Source organism: Flavipsychrobacter stenotrophus (assembly GCF_002954265.1).
GTDB classification, from domain to species: Bacteria; Bacteroidota; Bacteroidia; order Chitinophagales; family Chitinophagaceae; genus Flavipsychrobacter; species Flavipsychrobacter stenotrophus.
Genome location: NZ_PPSL01000003.1, coordinates 271,062 through 292,903 on the forward strand (window position 1 = coordinate 271,062; position 21,842 = coordinate 292,903).

The window sequence follows — 21,842 nt, forward strand, 5'->3', positions numbered from 1 at the left end:
CAGGCCTCCATTCTTGGAGGCCTGTTTTGTTTGTAGTTGAAGATCAGTATCTCTACGAGTTAAAGTCATAAATAATATTTGCACTATATTTGCCACAAATTAAAAGTAAAATCCTATGTTGAACCGCGTCCTTTCGTGGGTGAAGCCTGCACTGTTTCTCGTTGCACTTGCATCCTTAAATGCCGTAAATGCTCAGACCATCTACTATGTAAACGCCGCTACCGGCGACGATATCAACCCCGGTACTAGTTGGGGTGCTCCTTACCGCAATCTCACAAAGGCACTGGCACAGGCCAACGTGAGTACTGCCGCAGCTGTAGAAATATGGGTAGCCGCGGGTACCTACACACCTATAGATGGATTGAGCACGGTACTTGTAGATACCCGCGACACTAGCTTTACTTTCTATCGAGGTGATGGTGTAGGCCGTTCTTTAAAGGTATATGGTGGTTTCACAGGTGGAGAAACAGCGCCGGGACAAAGAGACACCCTTCACCCAAGCTATCTGGATGGTGACCTGGGTGGTGGCAATAGTTACCATGTAGGCGTAATAGCAGGTCAGTCGGCCCTCAGCGATAGTATAGTTATTGATGGGTTCAGAATAAGGAACGGTGGCGCTGCGGGGCTGGGGAGTAAAATATTTAATAGTGCATTTATAGACCGTTACAGCGGAGGTGGTCTGACCATTTATGCCAATCCCGATGACAATAAGATACTCATCAGGAATTGCAGGATGGAAAATAACTGGGCAGCCTATGTATATGCAAGCAGCTCGTATTCCGTATTCGGACATGGAGCCGGTATGCTCGTAAGGGCATCGAACGTTGTACTGGAGCGATGCCGGTTTACCAACAATACCATTAACGGCCTTGGTGGTTCGGGCGGTGCAGCGATGTACATTGCCTACGGAAATGTTACACTGAAGAGTGTGGACGTTACCGGAAACCAGGTTACCGGCGGCGGCGGATCGGTGAATGTGGAGGGTGGCGCATTATGGGTGCTGAACAGCACATTAAATATATTGAACAGCAGTTTTTTAAGCAATAGAAGTAAGGGCGGTTTTGGATCCGGTTCGGCGAATGGCGGTGCCATACGAACGGAGAATTCAGTATGTAACTTTACCAACACTACTTTTACGAACAATGTAGCAATAGGCGGTGATGGAGGCAGTACCGTTACTTCGGGGCTAAGCTATGGTGGTGCTATTTATAATCAGACCACTAATCTTACCCTAACATCCTGCACCTTTACCAACGACACGAGTGCTTGTGGTAATAATGTTTATGTAAATAATCTAAGCCAGGCATTGGGCGGCGCGATCTACACCGAAAGTTATCCGGGCGACTCCCTGCTGACGGTAGTTAACAGTACTTTTAGCGGAAACGTTGCGATAGGTGGCGGTAGTAACTATGTGAGAGGTGGTGCTATATGCATGAACACGAAGGCGAAAATTACTGGCAGCCACTTTAATAATAATTTTTGCAGCGCTAATGGTTATTATGGTACCGCAGAGGCGGGTGCAATATTTAGCGGGGACAGGGTATTAACTATTAATCGCACCATTTTTACCGGCAATGCCTCACTAGGTGGCATGGCGGCAAATGGCGGCGCAATTACTGCCCAACGTACCGAACTGGCGATAGATAGTTGCCGATTTGACAGTAATAATACAAGACGTGGAGGCGCCATCTGTATACAGGATAATTATTTAAAATTGACTAACAGCACGTTCACCGCAAATACAGCAATTTATGGCGGCTGTCTCTATTTCACTATCCTCTCTCCTGTGGGTCTTACCTATACACCACACAACTTTGCAGGTAATAATACCTTCTCTGCCAACGTAGCTGATAGTGCGGGTGGTGCTATGTATATGGATATGACAGTGGGCGGCATGGATACCATGGCCAATAACTTATTTGTTGGGAATAAGACCGCTGTGGCCAACACCGACGGCGGTGCGTTGTGTCTTAGTTCTTCAACTCACTTTATTGTCAACAATACCTTTTATAAAGACAGCGCGATGCGTGATGGTGGTGCCATTAAAACAATAGGTAGTGCAGGCGTGTATAAAATGGCCAATAACATTTTCTATGGTAATATTGGTGGCACTGCTACGCAGGATACCTGCTTACGCAGCCTGGGAGGATTTTACGGTTCCTTCAGTAACTCATATAGTGGAGCAGATCCACTGTTTATAAATGCGCTTGATCCTGTTGGTGCAGATGCTATCTGGGCGACTGCTGATGACGGCCTGAGATTGCAGAATTGCAGTCCGGCTATTAATACGGGTAATACAAGCCTTGTTTCTTTCCTCACCACCTCCGACTTATTGGGCAATATGAGAGTGTCGGGTAGTGCGGTGGATAAGGGAGCTTATGAAAATATACTAACACAGGCGGTTACAGGTCCTGATTCTATGTGTGTAGGGAGCACTGTAACCTTTACTGATGCTACGACCGGTGGCACCTGGGGTACATCAAATGCCGCGGTAGCTACAGTAACAGCTACCGGCAGCGTTACTGCTCTTAGCGCGGGTCTGGCAAGGATCAGGTATATAGTTAATCATGGTTGCCTTACAGATACTGCTTACAGGATCGTTACTGTTCAGAGCGGTGCTCCTGCTATTGGGGCGGCAACGGACCACGTATGTTATGGCAACATCATTACCCTTACCAACAGTGTGGCAGGTGGTGTATGGTCTATTGGCGGTACTGCTGCTCTTGTTTCAGCTACGGGTGTGGTTACGGGCATAGCGGCAGGTACATCAGTAGTTACTTATACCATATTCAATGCTTGTGGCTACACCAGCGCAACCATTCCCATATATGTGGAAACAAATTCTGTTTCCATTTCCGGCACTGATACTGTTTGCGTAGGTGGTGTCACATCTCTTTCTGTTCCTATAACAGGTGGTACATGGTCTGTGGTTTCGGGTTCAGGTGCTGCTACTATAGATGCCTCCGGCCACCTCACAGGGTTACAGCAGGGAGCAGAGTTGGTGCAGTATACAGGAACTAATTCCTGCGGACCAATTTCCGCATATTACACGGTAAATGTTCAGCGGACCGCTGATCAAATAGTGGCGCCTTCTGCTGTTTGCACAGGCAGTAGTATATCATTGTCTGATTCAACAACAGGTGGCACCTGGACCACCGGCAGCACGTCTGTTATAACCGTAACAGGTGCTTCTGCAACAGGTATAGCGGTTGGCACCGGCATCGTTACTTACTCTGTTACCAACGCATGTGGTACAACATCAGACACGATGTTGATAACAGTGCAACAACCCGCCGGAGCAATATCGGGTGCTGGCAGTATATGTGTAGGTGGCAGCGCTTCGCTTACGGATGCTGTGGCGGGTGGTACATGGTCTGTTGCCCCTGCGACTGTAGCCAGTATAAATGCGGCGGGTGTGATAACGGGATTGCTGCAAGGGAATGTGATAGTTACTTATAGCCTTCTTAATGCGTGTGGCACAACGTCAAGCGGATTTAATGTGGGCGTAAATGCGCCTGCCGCTGCAATAGCAGGTACTGACTCTGTTTGTCCGGGATCTGTTGTCGCACTTACAGATGCAACAACCGGCGGAACCTGGAGCAGCAGCAATACTACTATAGCAACAGTGAGTGGTGGTACGGTTGGTGGTGTGAACAGCGGCACTGCTACAATAACCTATGCAGTGACCAATGCATGTGGTAGTACTTCTGCAACGTTGGTGGTTACGGTTTTGTCATCACCTTCGTGCAATACCGGTTTGGGACAGGTGACGCCGGGGAATACTGTACAGATATATCCTAACCCGGCTACAGATGCCGTTCGCATTGATTGCAGCTACGCGATATCAGCAAGACTGTACAATGTAGACGGACGAATTGTGCGTACGCTATCAGGTGCAGGTGTTATGAATATCAATGAACTGCCCGATGGCTTATATCTGCTGGAAGTATTGAATGCAGCTAACGAACGCGTAGCAATAGAAAGAATAGTGAAGGCATCGAAATAGTCTTCGTCTTTTAATAATACTTTAGAATCCCGGTTGCTTAAAGTAGCCGGGATTTTTTATTGTGTAAGGAGTAATTTGTAACTAATAGATAAATACTATTGACTGCTTTTTAAGTCTTCATATGCAGGGTGGCGCTCTATGAACTTGTTTACGTATCCGCAATAGACAATTATCTTCAGGTTGGCGGTCCGAGCAGCATCCAGTGTGTGCTTTACGAGCGTAGCTCCTATTCCCTTTCCGCGGTCTTTTGCGGGCACAAGCGTGCGCATGAGCACCATATTGCCCTTTAGCCAGCGGTATTCAAGTGTGGCTATTTCGCCGTCGGGCAGGGCTATTTCGTATTGAAATTGTCGTTTGTTGTTGGTGATCTCCATGGGGGTACTAGCTCTTGTGTTTTCTGTAAATAGGTATCATGCCACCGGCGTAGAAATTGTAGCCATACTGGGTGCCACTAAAGGTAGCCATCATATCATCGCTACCAATAAAGAAGCCTGCAAAACGCAGACCCAGGCCAAAACGCATTGTTTTGCTGAGGGTATTGTAAGTGATAGGTAAGCCTACAGATATCAACCGGGTATCGAACCGGGGTATTATTGAGAACTGGCTATAGTACTTGCTGCCGAAGTTGGCATCTTTGGCCATATTGGCAATGAGCGTGCCCGATGCATAGAACTTTTTATAGAGGTGCATATCGGCACTGATGACCATAGCGGTAGGCAAATACACCTTGGTGCTCTGTGTGCCGGTGTCTACATAAAAGCCTTTTGTGCCGGCGTAGTTCCTCAGGTCCTGGTAGTTTTTTACGTTCTCCGATAGCTCAGATCCCTTTATATAGCCATTGCCCGATACGTTGACGAATGAGCTGGTTTTGTAGGTAATAGCGCCAATGTCGGTTATTGCAGCAGAGAGTAAAATGGTATAGTCGGCTGCTTCTTTGCCTGTTTTGTAGCTAACTACAGCACCAAGGTCTGCACCAAAACCACTGCCACCCGAAGGGCCACCGAAGATCTTAGAGGCCGATACGCCGTTATTAAAGCCCTCGGACAGTGACTGTATGTTACTGGCGTATTGTATGTCTGTATTGCTGGCTCGGAAAGAGTCGCTGCCGGAGGTATAACTTACATCCAGATTCTTCCCTTTAATGCCCAGGTAGCCTATTCCCGCCAGGTATCTTACTGTTGCGCCCACTTTTAACTGTATGGGACCTGTTGTGAGTACCGCTGCTCCGTACGAAAGGCCGTATTCACTCCATACATGTGCTGTCCAGTTGAAGTTTTGTGCGTTGAAGGCTACTGCTGTTGTGTTTACCGATGAGGGATTATTTACAGAAGTGTATAAGGCGCGGTCGAAATTGTTGAACTCATTAAAGGCCCTTACCCTGGTGGTAAATGCCACGGTATGTGTTGAGTTGATGCGGTACAATACGCTTGGTCCGCGTAGTTCTACAGAAGGTACCATCATACTGAATTTGCCGGTGCCACTGTTGATCTTGAAGATATTGGTACCGCCGGAGTCATTACCGGTAGTCTTCCCTATATCGCCTACCGAACTAATGGTGCCCAGGTTATTATCAATACCTATGTTGGCTGAAAACAGGTTAACACTCAGTTTTTCAGAGCATCCGCCCAGATTCGCCGGGTTGAGGTACATGCTATTGATTGTGTTGTAATTACCTGACGATACCCCTAGGAAACGTTGCCCATGGGCAGTAACAGCAATACTTAAGATAGAAACAGAGAGTAGTATTTTTTTCATAAGATGCTGATTTGGTATGTAGTATAAAGATAACGAATGAATTGCAGTAACCCAAGATGTGGCACACCTTTAAGGAGTGCCACATCTCTCAGCGCCTCAACAAAAAATCCCTTGCTTCTGATGGTTCAAAAACAAGGGATAGTATAAAAATGTATCGGTATTATTTCTTTTTGTAACGGGCTATCAGCTCGGTAACTGAAGCACGAAGGAGGTATTCGGGGTTGAGGTCTGTGAAGAGCTTGATCTTTTTAGGGGCTTCTTTTAGTCCTTTTTCCAGTTGTAGCATGGCTTCTTTCACCTTACCCATTTCGAACAGGGTGGCAGCATGGTAGTAGCTGAAGTCACCCTTTTCGCCGCAATGGTCGCGGGCTACTTCCAGCTGGGTGATCACCTCATCGTAATACTTGGTAAGGAACAAGCCACGGATCAGCGCCATCCATGTAGATTTATTGCCCGGCTTCAGGCGTACTGCATTCAGGTAGCAGACAAGGGCTTCGCTTTTTACATCCATTTCCATAAGGCAGTTGCCTATGGCCATGCAGTAGGTGGCGTTCTCCTTATCGAGGTGCAGGGCTACGGAGAATGATTTTACAGCCTTATCCCATTGTTTTTCACGGGCATAGGTTTCGCCGATCTTGTAGAAGATCGAATCATCCTGCGGACTGAGCTGCGATGCCTGCCTGTAGTAGTGGCGGGCGCGGGTGTAATCTTTTCTCTTTTCCCAGCAATAGCCCATTGCTTCAAAGATCACATCTTCCGGCCTGGCTATTTCTATATGTTTGGAAAGCGATTCCAGTGCTCTGTCGTAGTTCTTCAGGCGCATGTAGGCGTCGGCCATATTGCGGTAGGCGAATTCGAATTTTTCATCGATAGCCACGCAATATTCGTAGGCATCTATACACTTTTCATACATCTTCAGTCCCTGATATGCGGCACCGAGGTTGAACCAGGCGAGGGCATTATAGGGGTCATCGTCTGTAAGCTGGGTGTGCATGGTAATGCTCTCCTCCAGGCGGCCTGTAAACTCGGCCCAGAAGCAGATCTTCTGCAGGGCTTCTTCATTGCGGCGGTCTATTTTCACAACACGTTTCAGTGTGTCATAAACAGCGTCGAACTCTTCGCCCTCGTCATAAACATCTGATAGTTCGAGCAGTATCTCTACTTTATCGCGTCCGCTGAAATTTTCGGCTTGGGTTTCCAGCCATAGGGCTGCCCTGTCGAATTTCAGCTGTGCGAGTAGGATATCAGCTCTCAGTAGTACGGCATCAAGGTTATTGTTGTCGTATTGCTCCATTTCGTCCAGCGCTTTGAGTGCCTGGCCGTATTTCTGTGACTGGGTAAGGATCTCTGCCTTAAGCAGTAGGATAGATGCAGAGAAGGGGTAGTATGTGCGGGCAATATCGCAGGCCAGCAGTGCCTCATCTTCTTTACTATTCTGAAAAAAATATTCTATAACGCTCTCAAACTCTTCCTCGTCAAGTATGCTTATTGAATTGCCTTTTTTTACTTCTTCGTACTTATCTAAAATATCCTCTATTGAACCCCAGTCGTCGTCATTATAGTCGTCATCAAACATAATTCATGAGATTTGTAGTAAAGTTAATGAAAAATGTATGCCAAAGATAGCTGTCAGTGTTACCTAAATGTCAAAATGCACAGGATATTAACAGTGTAAAAGGTGCTTTAATACGATGAAAATCAATTTATTTTCGTTTTACAATGTGGATATGGCCACAGTAATATCTGGCTACAGCTCATTAACAAACAGTTATTTACAATAGATGCATAAACTGTATGTTTTTAATTTTAAGTTTTTACCTTTTACTTAAATAGAGCCGGTTCTTCCGCCATCAACAGGAATAGAAGTGCCGTTGACATACGCGGCAGCCGGGCTGGCCAGAAATGCCACTACGGCAGCTATTTCCTCAGGTTTGCCAAAACGGCGGGCAGGTATCTCGTCTATCATCTCCTGTTCTACCTCGTGTTTGTCCTTTCCGGTCTTGGCAGATTTGTTATTGAGGATGGTATCGAGGCGCTCTGTAGATGTGGCGCCGGGGAGTACATTGTTTACGGTTATGCCGAATTCGCCCAGCTCATTGGACATTGTTTTTGCCCATGAAGCTACTGCGCCGCGGATGGTATTGGACACGCCCAGGCCCTTCAACGGGATTTTAACGGATGTAGAGATGATATTGATGATACGGCCATAGCCAGCCTTCTTCATTCCAGCGGTTACCAGATTGGATATGATCTGGTTGCAGATAAGGTGCTGTTGGAAAGCCATGAGGAAATCTTCAGGCTTCGCAGCGGTTATAGGTCCGCCTGCAGGGCCGCCGGTATTGTTGATGAGTATGTGTACGTCGTTGTTGGCTACGAACCCTTCTACGGCGGTTTTTACAGTATTTACGTCAGAGTAGTCGGCCACAAGGTAGCCGTGTTGTTGGCCTGCTTTGGTGTCGAGGGTCTGCACGGCCAGTTTTAGCTTTTCTTCATTACGGGAAACGAGTATGCAACGTGCGCCCATGGCTGCCATAGCCTGTGCCGAAGCCAATCCGATACCTTGTGTGCTGCCGCCAACGAGGGCGGTTTTTCCTGTGAGATCCTGTGAAAGCATGGGGTAAAGATAAAGAGGAAAAGTGAAGGCGTGATGCAGGTTCACGCAAAGAGCGCGAAGATGAGGCGCAAAGATGCGCAAAGGACAGAGGATAGGAGTAGGAGAACGCAAAGAGTTGCAGTTGTTTTGTTACACAGTTATGTCGCCCCTGCAGGGCTTTGTGTTTTTGGGTGTTCTCGTTCGATGGGTTAAAACCCATCGCTATTGATGTCGCTCTTTCAGGGCTTGCTTATTTTGGATAACTATGTTGGCTATTAATAGACTATAATTCGAAGTTGATACTTTGCGTGTAGTAGACCTTTACGGGTGTGCCATTAAGCAGGCCTGGTGTCCATGGGGGCATTGTTTTCAGTACTCTTATGGCTTCCTCTTCGCAGCCGTAACCTATGCTGCGTTTGGCCTTAAATTCTCCCAGTGTGCCATCTTCATTGACCGCAAATTGTATGGTTACTTTTCCATGTATCTTATTTTTTCTGGCGCTATCGGGGTAAACTATGTTTTGAGCGAGAAACCCACGAATGTCGGCAGAAGGAACCGGCATTTTTTCAGAATAGACCGGTTTATTGATCGAATCCGCTGTTTTGGTTTCAACCGGGGTTATTGGCAATACGCCTGGTTGCGTACTTGGGGCGGTGGCTTGAGCCATTGCACAGGTAGATAGAGCTAACGACAGGATAAGCAGCGCGTATTTCATAAAAACTATTTGTGGCCGGTTGGTTTTTCTATAGCGACAGATTTTATTGCAATTTAAAGGTAATAGGTTGTGTATAAAGCACTTTAACAGCTTTCCCGTTTTGCTTAGCTTGCTTCCAAAGGGGCATGCTTTTCAGTACCCTTATGGCTTCCTGATCGCAGCCGTAGCCAAGGCCGCGAACTACTTTAAAGTCGCTTAGCGAGCCATCTTCGTTTACTACAAACTGAATGGCTACACGGCCTTGTATGTTTCTCCTTCTGGCGCTGTCGGGATAGACTATGTTTTTGGCCAGAAATTCAAGAATGTCTACCGAAGGGCCAGGCATTTCCTCTACAAACGAATAGACGGTTTTGCCGTTGGAGTCCGGCGATTTAGGGCCGGCCTGGGTAATTGATACGCCGCCGGGTGGGGTGGTTTGTGCAGATGCAACCGACGAGATGGTCAGGGTAGCGACTAAGAATAAATATTTCATATATACCAAGGGTTTTGTGATCGGGGGCAAAGATAGTCCTACCTGATTTACTTTTTACTCTAGTCTGAATGTAAGGGGTTGCGTAAACATGACCTTGACTGGTTTTCCGCCTTGCTTACCCGGCTTCCAGGGCGGCATGCTTTTGAACAGTCTGATGGCTTCTTCGTCGCAACCGTAGCCTATGCCGCGGGCAACCGATATATCGCTGATCGTACCATCTTCGTTTACCACAAATCTTACTATAACCCGGCCCTGTATGCCGGCTTTTTGTGCGCTGTCAGGGTAGCGGAGGTTTTTAGCAATGTAATCAGCGATATCTACAGTGGAAGCAGGCATTTGCTCTACATATTGGTAAATGGCCGGCGGAGGTGGAGGTGTATTTGGTGCTCCGGCTATGCCGGGTTCGATTCCGGTAGCTTGCTGTGGGGCAGGCTGGGGCTTCTCCACAGGCTTTACAGGTTGTTTCTTTTTAGTTTGTGCTGTAGCGCCCGTAGTAATGGCAATGGAGAGGATAAATACCAGGAATTTCATTTGCGTGGTTTTTATAAAGATACGGATTTGGAGATATTCCATAATAAGAGGTCTTTATAGCATTGTTATTCTGCCACATCTACGTACACCGTATAGCCTACCATTCCTGCGCGAATTGTGATGTTTACATTGCCTGGTTTCAGTGCGGTAAGAATTCCATTGGCATCAACTGCGCATATTGTGTTGTCGGTGGAACAATATTGAAGCGCCACCCCTGGAACCACCTGATTGATTGCATTGTGCGCCTCAGCATTCAAAGCCATAGTGTTTGTCCCTGATAAATGCAGAGCCAGCGACATATAACCGGTATAAATACTCACCACCCCAGGGGGGGTGGCTACGCTATCAAATTCGCACTCTCTAATATAGATGTGTGCAATAGCCGGAGGAATAGTTGCTGATGCGGTTTTCGCAAATAATGTTACCTGGGAATTGAAAAGGGCGAGGTAGCTTACCGAAACCAGTCCGCTGACATCTACAGTGGCGTTGTGAGTGCTGGTGTCGGGTATAGCCCAAGTAACCGGGTAGCCGGGTATCAGATTGGGGGATTTAGTTACGCGGTTTACAGCATACACGCCAGCTGTAAATTGTTTGCTTCGTGAAGTGTAAATTTCCACATACGACGTGTTGACATTCAGCATGTTAATGACAGTATCGGGTAGCACATTAACTTCAGCTTCGCCATACACGTTTCTGGCCATTGCATAGATCATAGTTCTACCATTGGCTAGTGCAGTCACTTGCCCGGAGGCTTCAACCGTGGCAATTTCCGGGTGCTGAACTGACCAGGTGAATGGTGCGGTCACTTCGTTGTTTTTGCCCTTGAGTGCATTGGCTGTAAATGTAGCCGTCTCTCCGATAAATAATTGCTTGCCTGTGGGGTTGAGTTGCACCCTTGTGACAGGCACAACAGTATCTGTAGGGTTAGAAACATATACGGGTACGTTTACGAAGTCCTGCGCGTAAAAGGAGTCTGTGGTGATGGTAATAAAGCAAAAGCCTGCTTTGTGGAAGCTTATTTCTCCTGTAATGCTGACAGAGGCTACAGATTCGTCTGAAGTACGATAACCAATATTGGCAGTTCCGCCACCAAGATATGCGGTTTGTAGCTGTAAATTGCCCGCGCTTAAGGCTCGTGATATAACAGATGGCGTGACTATCAGACTTTTGCGTTCGTACACGAGCAATGGTGCGCTGGCAACAAGATTGTTGGATCCGGCTTTCACATACGCATAGATCAAAGCAAAAGTTGAGTTCCGTGCCAGAGGGGTAACGGTAAAATTAGTTGTAGCTGTACTGCTTGAAAAGTCACCTACGTAATCGAATGCCCACATAGCCCATTTGACGCTGTCTGGCACGATGACATTTCCATTCCTGTCAATAATGACAGCAGAGTAGGAAATTATTTTACCTGGTTCAGTAGCTACCGCGCCCGGTTGAATTGTTAAATATGCCCCTTTGGCAGTACTGATAGTGGTTGTAGTACTAGTGCCTCTTCTGCAGCTTAAGTTTGCAATAATAAGTGCAAGCACTGCCAGGATGTAAGTAAATTGCTTCATAGCTTAGGTGATATTGGCTGCAAGATAATGAAACAACCCACTAAATAGCTTATGTTAATGTATTAGTGAAATACAGAATGAGATCCGTGTATGAGTTCAAGTATTGTTGCCTTGTGATTTGCTGTTTTTTCTTTAACAGGTATATGTAGTAAATTTGCGCCACATGAATTATCCTTATAAGGTATCTGCTGTTATCTGTTCTTATAACCGGGCAAGGTTTGTTATCAAAGCTGTTGAGAGTATTTTCAACCAGGGGTATGATAACAAACAGCTGGAGGTGATAGTTGTGGATAACAACAGCACCGATGGCACAAAGGAACTGCTGGAACAGTATAAGCAGGAGCATCCGCAGTATAATTTTAGTTATTATATAGAAACTAATCAGGGTGTTGCTTTTGCGCGCAACCGTTGTGCCAGAGAGGCAAAGGGGGAAATAGTGGCTTACCTGGATGATGATTCGGAAGCACAGCCGGGCTGGTTGGAGGGGATAGCTACATTTTTTGACCAGCACCCTGATGTTTATTCGATAGGGGGTAAGATCACACCACGCTTTCTTACCGGTGTGCCCGACTGGTATTCGCGCTATTTCAATGGCTTGGTGGGTTCATTTGATCAGGGGCCTGCGGTAAAGCAACTTACGGGTGAGCGCTATCCTTGCGGTGCCAATATGGCCTTCAGGAAAGAAGTGTTTGACAAGGTGGGCTATTTTAATACATTGCTAGGCAGAAGTGGCACAGGGCTACTGGCCAATGAGGAGAAAGATATCTATAAGCGTATACTGGCCGCAGATTGCAAGGTGTACTACCTGCCGGGTATGAGCGTGCTACATGCGGTAGAGGCCAATAAGTTTGACAAAAATTATGTGCGTCGCCACAGTAAGGGGATAGGTGGGGGAGAGCGCCTGAGGTTGCAGGGGCAAAACGGCGCACAGATAAAAAAGTTTGTAGAGTATGTGGCCAAGTGGGGATACGCTATTGTCTATGGTTTTGGGTTTCTTATAAGGGGGCAGTGGAGTAAATTTCACATGCTGGAGCGTTTCAGATGGTGGGTAATAGCCGGTTTTATTGATCCTAACGGTGCGAGGTAATATAGATTTAATTCTAGATTTTACTTTCGGCTGATAGTTGCCACGCCAAAGCCGCTTATTTTTGTATAGTGGGTAAAGTAGCTGATACAAGAGAGCGGCAACATGGGCCGTTGGATAACTTTCTGGGTGCGGATGCCCGGAAGGGTATTGCTGAGCAGATAAAGATCAATGAGCATATACACGCTACATGGGTAGATGTTGCATTTCCTGAAGACGACCAGCCAGAAGAGCATGGCAACTTGTATGTATACCCGATAGACGATACCAAGTTTTCGTTACAGCTGTGCTACCTTACCTACAGCGACACCACCACAGAGAGTGCTGTTGCTTATTCCATTCAATTTTTCCCATCTTTTTTTGATCAATTTCCTGAAGAAGCGCTTGCAGGGAATACCTATTTTTCAACTAAGAAAACAGCTGTACTTCAGTTTTCAATAGAGGGTAGCTCTGCTACTTTGCTCAATGAGCTGAGGTTGGCCGAACCAAGAGACGCTTTTACCGGCTTGCTATTGCGCAGCCGCCAGGCGGCCGGTCTGCTGGATGCCGCGTTAAGGCACATAAGTAAACCTGTAACTGTTGCCGAAGTGCCTGCCTGCCGTTTTCTGGCATATGATAGTGAGCGCGAGAAGATATTGGAAGCCTGTACTATAATAGAGCGTAACGATGGCAGGCCACCTACTATAAGGGAGCTTTCTAGAATGGTGGCTATGAATGAATGCTATCTGAAAAAGGGGTTTAAAGCGCTAACAGGAAAGACGATACACGAGTACCAACAGGAGATAAGAATAAACAAGGCTAAAGATATGTTGAAGGTGCGGGGTATATCTGTAACCGACGTGGCGTTAACACTTGGCTATAGCAGCATATCGCATTTCAGTACGGCATTTAAGCGGGTGACGGGACTAAAGCCTTGCGAATTGTTGTCGTAGGGTGGTTATTTATGGGGGAGAAAAAGGGTGAGAATATTCGTTTTCTGTTAAAAGTTGCAAAGAAGAGATCTCGTGCTAAGCAGCTAAAATAAGCGCCCAACAACCAGCATGTTGTGATACAAAATGATGGCAGAGCAGCTGTGAAAAGGAGCCTCAAAAATATTAACTGTCAATTAATTACATTAATACAGATACTAAATAGCGTGTATTTATAATCGACTGGATGTCAGGTGGTATAAATAAGATGAATTGGAGGTTAAATTTTGGTGATCAAATAAAAAAAGCTACTAAGATGCAGTTCATTTACTTTATCCGATAAAATACTTTTCCACAATTTGGCTTTTTATGTGAATTAGTGCTGAAAACCTTCATAATAGGGCGTTTGAACGGAATGAGCATTTGATTTTTTGTTAAATTTTTTGTGAAATTTTGCACTTATAGTGATTTTAAATCAACTAATTAACAGTCTATTAACTACTCAATAACAAGCGTTGAACGAGTATAAGCTTTTTAGAATGAAACCTTTTCGCTATGTTTGTCACGTTAATACTATATTTTGACAGGTGGGTCTATGATCCGCGGTGAGATCAATTGCTGTAAAAGGTAAAATTTTTATTAAAAATTGAATTGTTGATATTGACTTTTGGCTTTGTGAGTAACTGGTACATTAAATTGTAAACATGATTAAAAAATACTCTGCGTTTATGAGCAAAAATTACCCATTCCTTCGGTTAAAGCATTTGACCAGGTCATTTGCTTTTGTGCTAGCGATGATATTTGTGATGAAAGGAACAACCTCAAGGGCCGCCGCACCTGTTTTTGCTCGTCATGTCATAGATACGACCGTTTGCTCATCGGTGTCCTCTTTTAGCATTGACAATCTACTGCATTTCACAGATGCTGATGGCACAGATAACATAACTGTAGCTACCGGTCCGTTCCTTGTTTCAGGAGCAGGAGCAACGGGTTCAGTTTCTGCGACAACTACTGTGCCGTCTGGTACTGGTACGTTATCTCCCTCAGGAACTACATTTGGTGGTTATGGTGCGGGTGCATATGGTATAAGGTCATTCAAAATAATGATTGATGATGGTACCTCTACCGATACGGTTCGTATCAATGTTCACCTGGTACACTCAATGGTTCCAAGTATTACAGGAACATACAGTTCGGTGCATGTTGGAGAACAGATATCATTTACCGGTACTGATTTCACGAGCAGCTTTGATGCATATGGCGCTTATACTACTGCATGGACACTTTCTCCGGGTTCAAATGCAACTGTTAATGCCTCAGGTGTAGTAACAGGAACTTTCCCCGGAAATGAAACATTATCATATACAGTTTCTAATGGTGCCTGTGCTGACGGTGTTGCTACAACGCCGATTACCGTACTTACGAATGTTGCGCCAACATTGGGTAGCATTAGTGGCGTGTCTAGTTTGATACCTGGTAGGCCATTTGTGATCAACGGGTCTAACTTTAATACCACAGCAGGTAACTATACTGTTTACTTTGGTGCAGTGAAGGCAGGTACGGTAACCGCAACAACTTCTACGCTTACTGTTAATGTGCCGAACGGTGCAACTAATGCACCAATATATGTTTTGGATAATAATTCGAGACTTTCTTCTTTCATTATGCCGTCGCCAAAGCCGGTATTTGACAGCACTTCATTTATTAAAGCTACTTACACAAATACTTACGCTCCTAACGTTCAATATAACATTTTCAATGCAAACACCGCTGGCGGTGGCGCATACTCGGTAGAATATGGTGATATTGACGGTGATGGTAAGCCCGATCTTGTTGTTGTTTCAACCGGTTTGGATTCTGTACTTGTGTACAGAAATAATTCTATTTACGGAAGGGTAAACCAACTATCTTACGCGGCGCCTAAAACTTTCAAAACTTCTGCGGCACCAATAAGCTGCAGACTTGCGGATATGGACGGTGATGGTAAGCTGGATATTATTACAGCTGGTGCAGGTGCGGCACAGGTTTCTGTATTGAGAAATACATCTACATCTGGTAGCTTATCTTTCGCTACAAGGTTCGATCTGGCATGTGCAGGTATTTTGCCCGATGAAATTGCTATCGCTGACTTTAACAGAGATGGCCGACCGGACATTGCTGCTATTATGACCGGTGTAAGAGATACCGCTACTGTGCGTGGCTTTACACCCAATGATGATCAGAAACATGGTCGTTTGATCATGTTCAAAAATAATTATAATTATGCACCTACTGTAGATCTGGGTGTAACGTCATTTGATACCGCGGTTACTGTATTTATGTATGATACTTTCTCTGCGCCTATCAGCCTGGCAGCAGGAGATATGAATGCAGATGGTGCAGCGGACATCGTAGTGTCTGACCACCATAAAAGGCAATTGAATTTATTCAGAAATATTTCTATACCGGGTGGAGCAATATTATTTTCTGCACCTAATATGATATCAACAGCGGCGGGTAATCCAACAGGTACACGTGCTGCACACAACTCAAATGTAACTCCAGGCAACTCAACTGCACTTCCTAGCCCTGGCGACTATAATTATGCAGTCCGCTTGACAGGATATCCTGAGCAGGTGAAAATAGGCGATCTTGATAATGATGGTAAGGTAGACTTAGTTGTTGCAGTAACAGATTCGGATCTGTTAACATCTAACCAATATAACAAAATAGTAGTATTTCATAATACAAGTTCTAGCTCTAATTTGACGTTTGATCCACAGGATACAAGTTTAAATACGAGTGCTACGTTGGGCACGGGTATCACACCGGTTGCACTTACGCTTGCGGATATAAATGGAGATGGTAAATTGGATATTATTAACAGCAATGCTGCAAGTGGTTCTATTTCCATTCATAAAAACGCAGGCGGCGCAACAACCTATTCTTTTGGCACACCAGTAGTTAAAGGTCTAGGTGGTGCAGTAGGACCAGTTTGCCCGGCTGTTGGCGATATAGATGGTAATAACATACCGGATATCGCGGTGGTAAGCCGTGGTACAGCACCTAACTCAAGATTGACAATTCTTCGTTTATATCCACAGCCAGATACTTTTGCTATAGTAGCAGATAGTATTATGTGTAATTTATCAACACAGTTCGTTCATACGCATCATGGTACTAATGACAGTACAATTACATTCTGGAGAGTAACCAACCATGGTCATATTACCCTGAGTGGAAATGCGGATACTTCAGTTACTGTCAACTCTGCTACCCCAGGTACAGATACAGTATCCTATTATATTGTTCAGCTTGCAGATACGAATGTGATCTCCAAAGCAATACGTGTAACAGTTGCAGGTACACCTCCGCACAGTACTATAACAGGTGCGAATTCCCTTTGTGCAGGCACTAATGATACTTTGAATTTGAGTGGTGTCGCAGGTGGAACATGGACAAGCCAATTCCCTGCAGTTGCTACAGTATCCGCAACTGGAGTTGTTCACGGCCTGTCAGCAGGTGTTGATACAATTAGGTATGTATTGATCACCGGTTGCGGTAATGACACTGCATATTTCCCAATTGCTGTAACAGGTTTATCATTTGCGCCACCAATTTCCGGCCTTACAAGAGTTTGTACAGGCGCATCTAATACTATCTCTTTAAGTGTATCTCCAACAGCACCGGCTGGTAATACTTACCGCTGGAGGTCTACCAACCCTGCTGTATCTTCAATAGATGCAGTAACAGGAATTGTAACCGGTAACACGCCTGGACAGGATACTATGTTCTATGTGATCACTAACTCATGTAGCTCAGACAGTACATTCAAATTAGATACAGTTTCTGCTAACCCTACTAATGGTAGCATTTCAGGTGCGTCACCAATGTGTATAGGCCAGACTGTTACCTTTACAGATGTCACCTCTACCGGTTCAACCAGCACTGCATGGAGTAGTTCTTCACCAGTTGCAACTGTAAATGCCGCTACAGGTGCGGTAACCGCAGTAAGTGCGGGTGCAGCTACCATCAGCTTTGCAATTAATGGTTGTCAGACCATATATGATACGCTCCATGTAGATGTGCAGCCTGCACAGACAGCAAGCCCGATCTCTGGTCCTCACAGGATCTGTATTGGTAGCCCGTTGTCTTTGACAGCTGCGGCTCCGTCAACAGGTTCATTCGCATGGCATACTACTAACCCTGCTATCGCTACGGTTAATGGCTCAGGTATGGTTACGGGTGTAACGAATGGCAATGTTGATATACATTATGTTATTACCAACGCGTGCGGATCTGACAGTACTTCATATACCGATACAATAGGTACAAATCCTGTTTCAGGTGTCATTACCGGCTCTGTTGGTAGCAACATGTGTAACGGTACTGCTCAGACATTAACAAGCAGCACATCAAATATTTATTATTCTACGTGGACTACTTCAGCACCAACTGTGGTATCGGTTGCGCCATCTGGTTCTGTAACTGCAGTTGCCAACGCACTAAGTGCGGGTGTGAACACAACGATAACTGCAACATTGTATGGTTGTTCATTAACACCGCTTACCAACACGTTTACAATTAATGTTCAGGATCCTCAGGTTGCCTCACCGATCTCAGGTCCACACAGGATCTGTATTGGTAGTCCGTTGTCTTTGACAGCAGCAGCTCCTGCAACAGGGTCATTCACATGGCATACTACTAACCCTGCTATTGCTACTGTAACAGGTAGTGGTATGGTTACAGGTGTAGCGAATGGTAATGTTGATATTCATTACGTAGTTACCAATGCATGTGGATCTGACAGTACTTCATACACAGATACAATTGGTACAACACCAAGTGCAGGCTCTATCTCCGGTAATACCAACATGTGTAATGGCACATCGCAGACATTGACAGATAGCAGAACCGGTATATATTATACTACATGGAGCAGTGCAGCCCCGGCGGTTGTTGCCATAAGCGGTACTACCGCTACTACTGCGGGTGTTAGTGCAATAGCTACAGGTGCGAATACAACAATTACGGCAACCATGTATGGTTGCGCACAGACACCGATCACCGATCTGTTCACGATCAACGTAAATGCTGCACCGTCAGTAGGTACGATCACAGGTCCTACACGTCAGTGTATAGGTGCTGGTGCTTCTGTAACACTTACACACTCAGGTCCGATAAGCGGTATCTGGACAAGGTTCAGCGCAGCTACAACTAACTTAACCGGTGCGAACCCTACTACGGTAAACGTGGTTGGTCTTGCCGCCGGTGTAGATACTATCTATTATACAGTATCTGCTGCGGGTTGCCCGGATAGTGTAGCTAAACATATAGATACAGTTCAGGCTAACGTAGTTGTTGGTCCTATAACAGGCCCTGCAGGTGCAGGCTTTGATACCGTATGTATCGGTGGTACGCTTGTATTCAATGATACATCTACTATGGGTACATGGTCTAGTGTGAATACGTCGATAGCTACTGTTTTGCCTGCAACAGGTCCTGCAATCATCAATGGTGTTGCCGGTGGTACTACTACTATCAGCTACACTGTGAATAGCGGTTGCGGTGCACCAATTGCATCTACAAGAGTAATTACCGTTAGAAATGCTGCGACAGCTGGTTTCATAACAGGTAATACACCATTATGTACAGGTGTTCCATTTGGCTTTACAACATCAGGTGATGCCAATGGTACATGGTTCTCAACAAATACATCAGTGGCCAACGTTGATCCAACCGGTCTTGTAGTTGGTTCATTAGGTACTCCTGCTCCGGGTGCAAATCCGTCGGCACAAGCTACAATTAAGTATGCTGTAGCTAACGTATGTAATACGGATACAGCTTCATATGCAATAAATATCAGGGTAACACCAAATGCCTCAGCTATCACTACTACCGGTGGTGGTAACCCTGCAGGTTTGGATTCACTTTGTATAACTTCTACCCTGCAGCAGACAGCGACTCCAAATGTTACTTCAGCTCCTGCTGCCGGTTTGACAATAGTATGGTCTTTCTCAAATGCTAATGCAACTATCACAGGTACCGGTGCTGTTCCAACAACAATAACAGGTGCTGCTGCGGGATTGGATACACTTACTTTCAGAGTATCTAACAGCTGCGGATTTGATACAGCGAGAAGAGTAATAAAAATAAAGGCTCCATTGCCTGCAGGTACAATTGTTGCACCTAGCACAGTTTGTTACCCTTCGCCTGATTTCCAGATGTATGATACATTGGCCAATGGTGATACAACCTATAACGGTACATGGTCTGTACTTACCGGTGGAACGTCAATCTTTACTACACCAACAGGTATGGCAACGGCTTTCCCGGATTTCACATCCACTACCATTATTTTTACAGTACCAAGTTTCTGCGGATCTGTTCAGGCAACTAAGGTAATAACAGTAGTGCCTGGCCCGGCGGCCGGTGTTACTACCGGTAATCCTGCGCTTTGTGTGGGTACAACCGATACACTGTCAAATACTAACTTCCCATTTGGTGATTATTGGACAACGAGCGATGTGACTATCGCAACTGTTGATGCATCGGGTGTGGTTACAGGTAATGCAGCCGGTTCTGTTGATATCTATTATGTAGATACAAGTGCGTGTGGTTCTGATACTGCTTCATTCACAGTAAACGTGGGTGGCTTGTCTCCAACAGGTTATATCTACGGACAAGATACTTCATGTATACCGGGTACTGCACAGCTGTATGATACAGTTGCTGCGGCAGCAGGTGGTGTATGGTCTATAGTTTCTGGTAGCACTGTTGCAAGTATCAATCCCGCTACAGGTTTGGTAACAGCGTTAGGTTCTGGTGCGGCTGTAATAGCCTACACTACAACCAATGGTTGCGGACCAAATGATACAACATTCACATTCAGGGTATTTGATGCGCCTCACCTGGTGAGTCCGTTGACGGCTACTACCTGTGATAGTGTTGTGTTTACATATCCGGCGGTCCCAGATTCACTCGGTTCAACATTTGCATGGACAAGGGATACAATAACCGGTCTTGCAAATATTGCGAATGCAGGTGTTGGCAGTTCTACAGAGTATCTTGATGATACAGTTAATACTATTGTTACTACGTCATATGTTTACACATCAACATTGCACGGATGTAGCGCTAATGATACAGTGAAGGTTTCTGTTACGCCTACACCACACCTCATCAGCCCATTGTTTGATACGGTTTGTAGCGGTGCTCCATTTACTTACATCGATATAGAGTCTACTACACCTGCAAATGCGACCTGGATTCGCCCTGTAGCTGTAAATATTTCTAATCCGACTAATAACGGTGTACACAGCATCAATGAAACGCTGATCTATACCGGTCCGGCAACAGCAGGTGGAACTGTATTGTATAACTACACTATTGGTTATCCTGGTTGTCCTACCCACGTAGAAACGGTGACAGTGTCAGTTAACCCTACACCTGCTGTGCCTTTGATCACAACACACTCACCTTCTGAAGTATGTTCTATGACAATGGATCAGAACTTTGGTTCTGCAACTCCTCCACCAGCCGGTGTTAATTACACATGGTTTGCTACAGGAGCACAGGTTTGGGCTACAGGCAGCACACGTCAGTACTCATTGGTTAACTTTACCGCTCCGGGTAGTGCGGTTGTTTACTTACTTGCAACTATCCCTGGTCTGAATTGCCCTGCAAAGGATTCGTTCCCTGTGAACGTAACCACTGCGGTGTCTGATAAGCCGGAAGTGATCTATTTCAATGGCGACTTCGTTTGTCTGTCATATGATCAGGATACATACCAGTGGGGTTATGACAACAGGTCTACATTGGATTCTGAACTGTTTGCAGGTGAAACTAACCAGAACTACAGAGAAGAAACACCAGACTTTACCGGTAAATACTACTTCGTAATTACTACACATAACGGTTGTATGCAGAAGACTTACTACAATGCACCAACAGGTGTTACCAATGTAACCGGTAGCATGGGTGTGATGAAAGTATTCCCTAATCCTGCGGATCAATTCGTAAATGTGGAAATAAATAATACACCAGGTGGTAAATACAAAGTAGAAGTTGTAAATTTGCTGGGTCAAACGCTGAATGCACAAGACCTTGTTAACAACAAAACAACAATTGGTGTAGCAGATCTGGCTTCAGGAGTATACTTTATCAATTGCTACCACGATGGTGTGAAGTTTGCTTCAGCGAAATTTGTTAAGAACTAAAAAATAAACTCAGCCTTTTAA

The 21,842-nt window shown here is 45.4% G+C and carries 12 protein-coding genes; 4 read left to right on the top strand and 8 right to left on the bottom strand.

The window, feature by feature from the left end:
- Positions 1-115 precede the first annotated feature (115 nt).
- Positions 116-4,006: a choice-of-anchor Q domain-containing protein gene (locus CJD36_RS11190; RefSeq protein WP_105039260.1), complete on the top strand. Its 3,891-nt coding sequence runs from the start codon at positions 116-118 to the stop codon at positions 4,004-4,006.
- Positions 4,007-4,101: 95 nt separating this feature from the next.
- Here the strand turns inward: CJD36_RS11190 and CJD36_RS11195 are convergent, their stop codons facing one another.
- The 8 genes from CJD36_RS11195 to CJD36_RS11230 form a co-directional block, all read right to left on the bottom strand.
- Positions 4,102-4,380 (bottom strand): GNAT family N-acetyltransferase, encoded by a 279-nt coding sequence (locus tag CJD36_RS11195; protein ID WP_105039261.1) that lies wholly within the window; start codon positions 4,378-4,380, stop codon positions 4,102-4,104.
- A 7-nt stretch (positions 4,381-4,387) separates the two neighbouring features.
- Positions 4,388-5,761, bottom strand: coding sequence for a DUF5723 family protein (locus CJD36_RS11200; RefSeq protein WP_105039262.1), 1,374 nt, complete (start codon positions 5,759-5,761; stop codon positions 4,388-4,390).
- A gap of 160 nt (positions 5,762-5,921) precedes the next feature.
- The gene (locus CJD36_RS11205) at positions 5,922-7,337 is read right to left on the bottom strand and encodes a tetratricopeptide repeat protein (RefSeq protein ID WP_105039263.1); all 1,416 of its coding nucleotides are present in this window, start codon (positions 7,335-7,337) and stop codon (positions 5,922-5,924) included.
- A 249-nt stretch (positions 7,338-7,586) separates the two neighbouring features.
- The gene (locus CJD36_RS11210; RefSeq protein ID WP_105039264.1) at positions 7,587-8,375 is read right to left on the bottom strand and encodes an SDR family oxidoreductase; all 789 of its coding nucleotides are present in this window, start codon (positions 8,373-8,375) and stop codon (positions 7,587-7,589) included.
- A 262-nt stretch (positions 8,376-8,637) separates the two neighbouring features.
- Positions 8,638-9,069, bottom strand: coding sequence for an energy transducer TonB (locus CJD36_RS11215; protein WP_105039265.1), 432 nt, complete (start codon positions 9,067-9,069; stop codon positions 8,638-8,640).
- Between the two features lie 43 nt (positions 9,070-9,112).
- Positions 9,113-9,541 (bottom strand): energy transducer TonB, encoded by a 429-nt coding sequence (locus CJD36_RS11220; RefSeq protein WP_105039266.1) that lies wholly within the window; start codon positions 9,539-9,541, stop codon positions 9,113-9,115.
- A 54-nt stretch (positions 9,542-9,595) separates the two neighbouring features.
- Positions 9,596-10,072 carry an energy transducer TonB gene (locus CJD36_RS11225; protein WP_161499281.1) on the bottom strand — a complete coding sequence of 159 codons (477 nt, stop codon included), beginning with the start codon at positions 10,070-10,072 and terminating at the stop codon, positions 9,596-9,598.
- Between the two features lie 65 nt (positions 10,073-10,137).
- On the bottom strand, positions 10,138-11,631 hold the full coding sequence (locus tag CJD36_RS11230; protein WP_105039268.1) for an Ig-like domain-containing protein: 1,494 nt from the start codon (positions 11,629-11,631) through the stop codon (positions 10,138-10,140).
- Between the two features lie 163 nt (positions 11,632-11,794).
- Between CJD36_RS11230 and CJD36_RS11235 the strand changes: the two genes are divergently transcribed.
- The 3 genes from CJD36_RS11235 (at position 11,795) to CJD36_RS11245 (ending at position 21,821) form a co-directional block, all read left to right on the top strand.
- Positions 11,795-12,718, top strand: a complete 924-nt coding sequence (locus CJD36_RS11235) for a glycosyltransferase family 2 protein (RefSeq protein WP_105039269.1) — start codon at positions 11,795-11,797, stop codon at positions 12,716-12,718.
- Positions 12,719-12,786: 68 nt separating this feature from the next.
- Positions 12,787-13,647 (top strand): helix-turn-helix domain-containing protein, encoded by an 861-nt coding sequence (locus tag CJD36_RS11240; RefSeq protein WP_240609338.1) that lies wholly within the window; start codon positions 12,787-12,789, stop codon positions 13,645-13,647.
- A gap of 704 nt (positions 13,648-14,351) precedes the next feature.
- On the top strand, positions 14,352-21,821 hold the full coding sequence (locus CJD36_RS11245; protein ID WP_161499282.1) for a T9SS type A sorting domain-containing protein: 7,470 nt from the start codon (positions 14,352-14,354) through the stop codon (positions 21,819-21,821).
- The last annotated feature ends 21 nt before the right edge of the window (positions 21,822-21,842 follow it).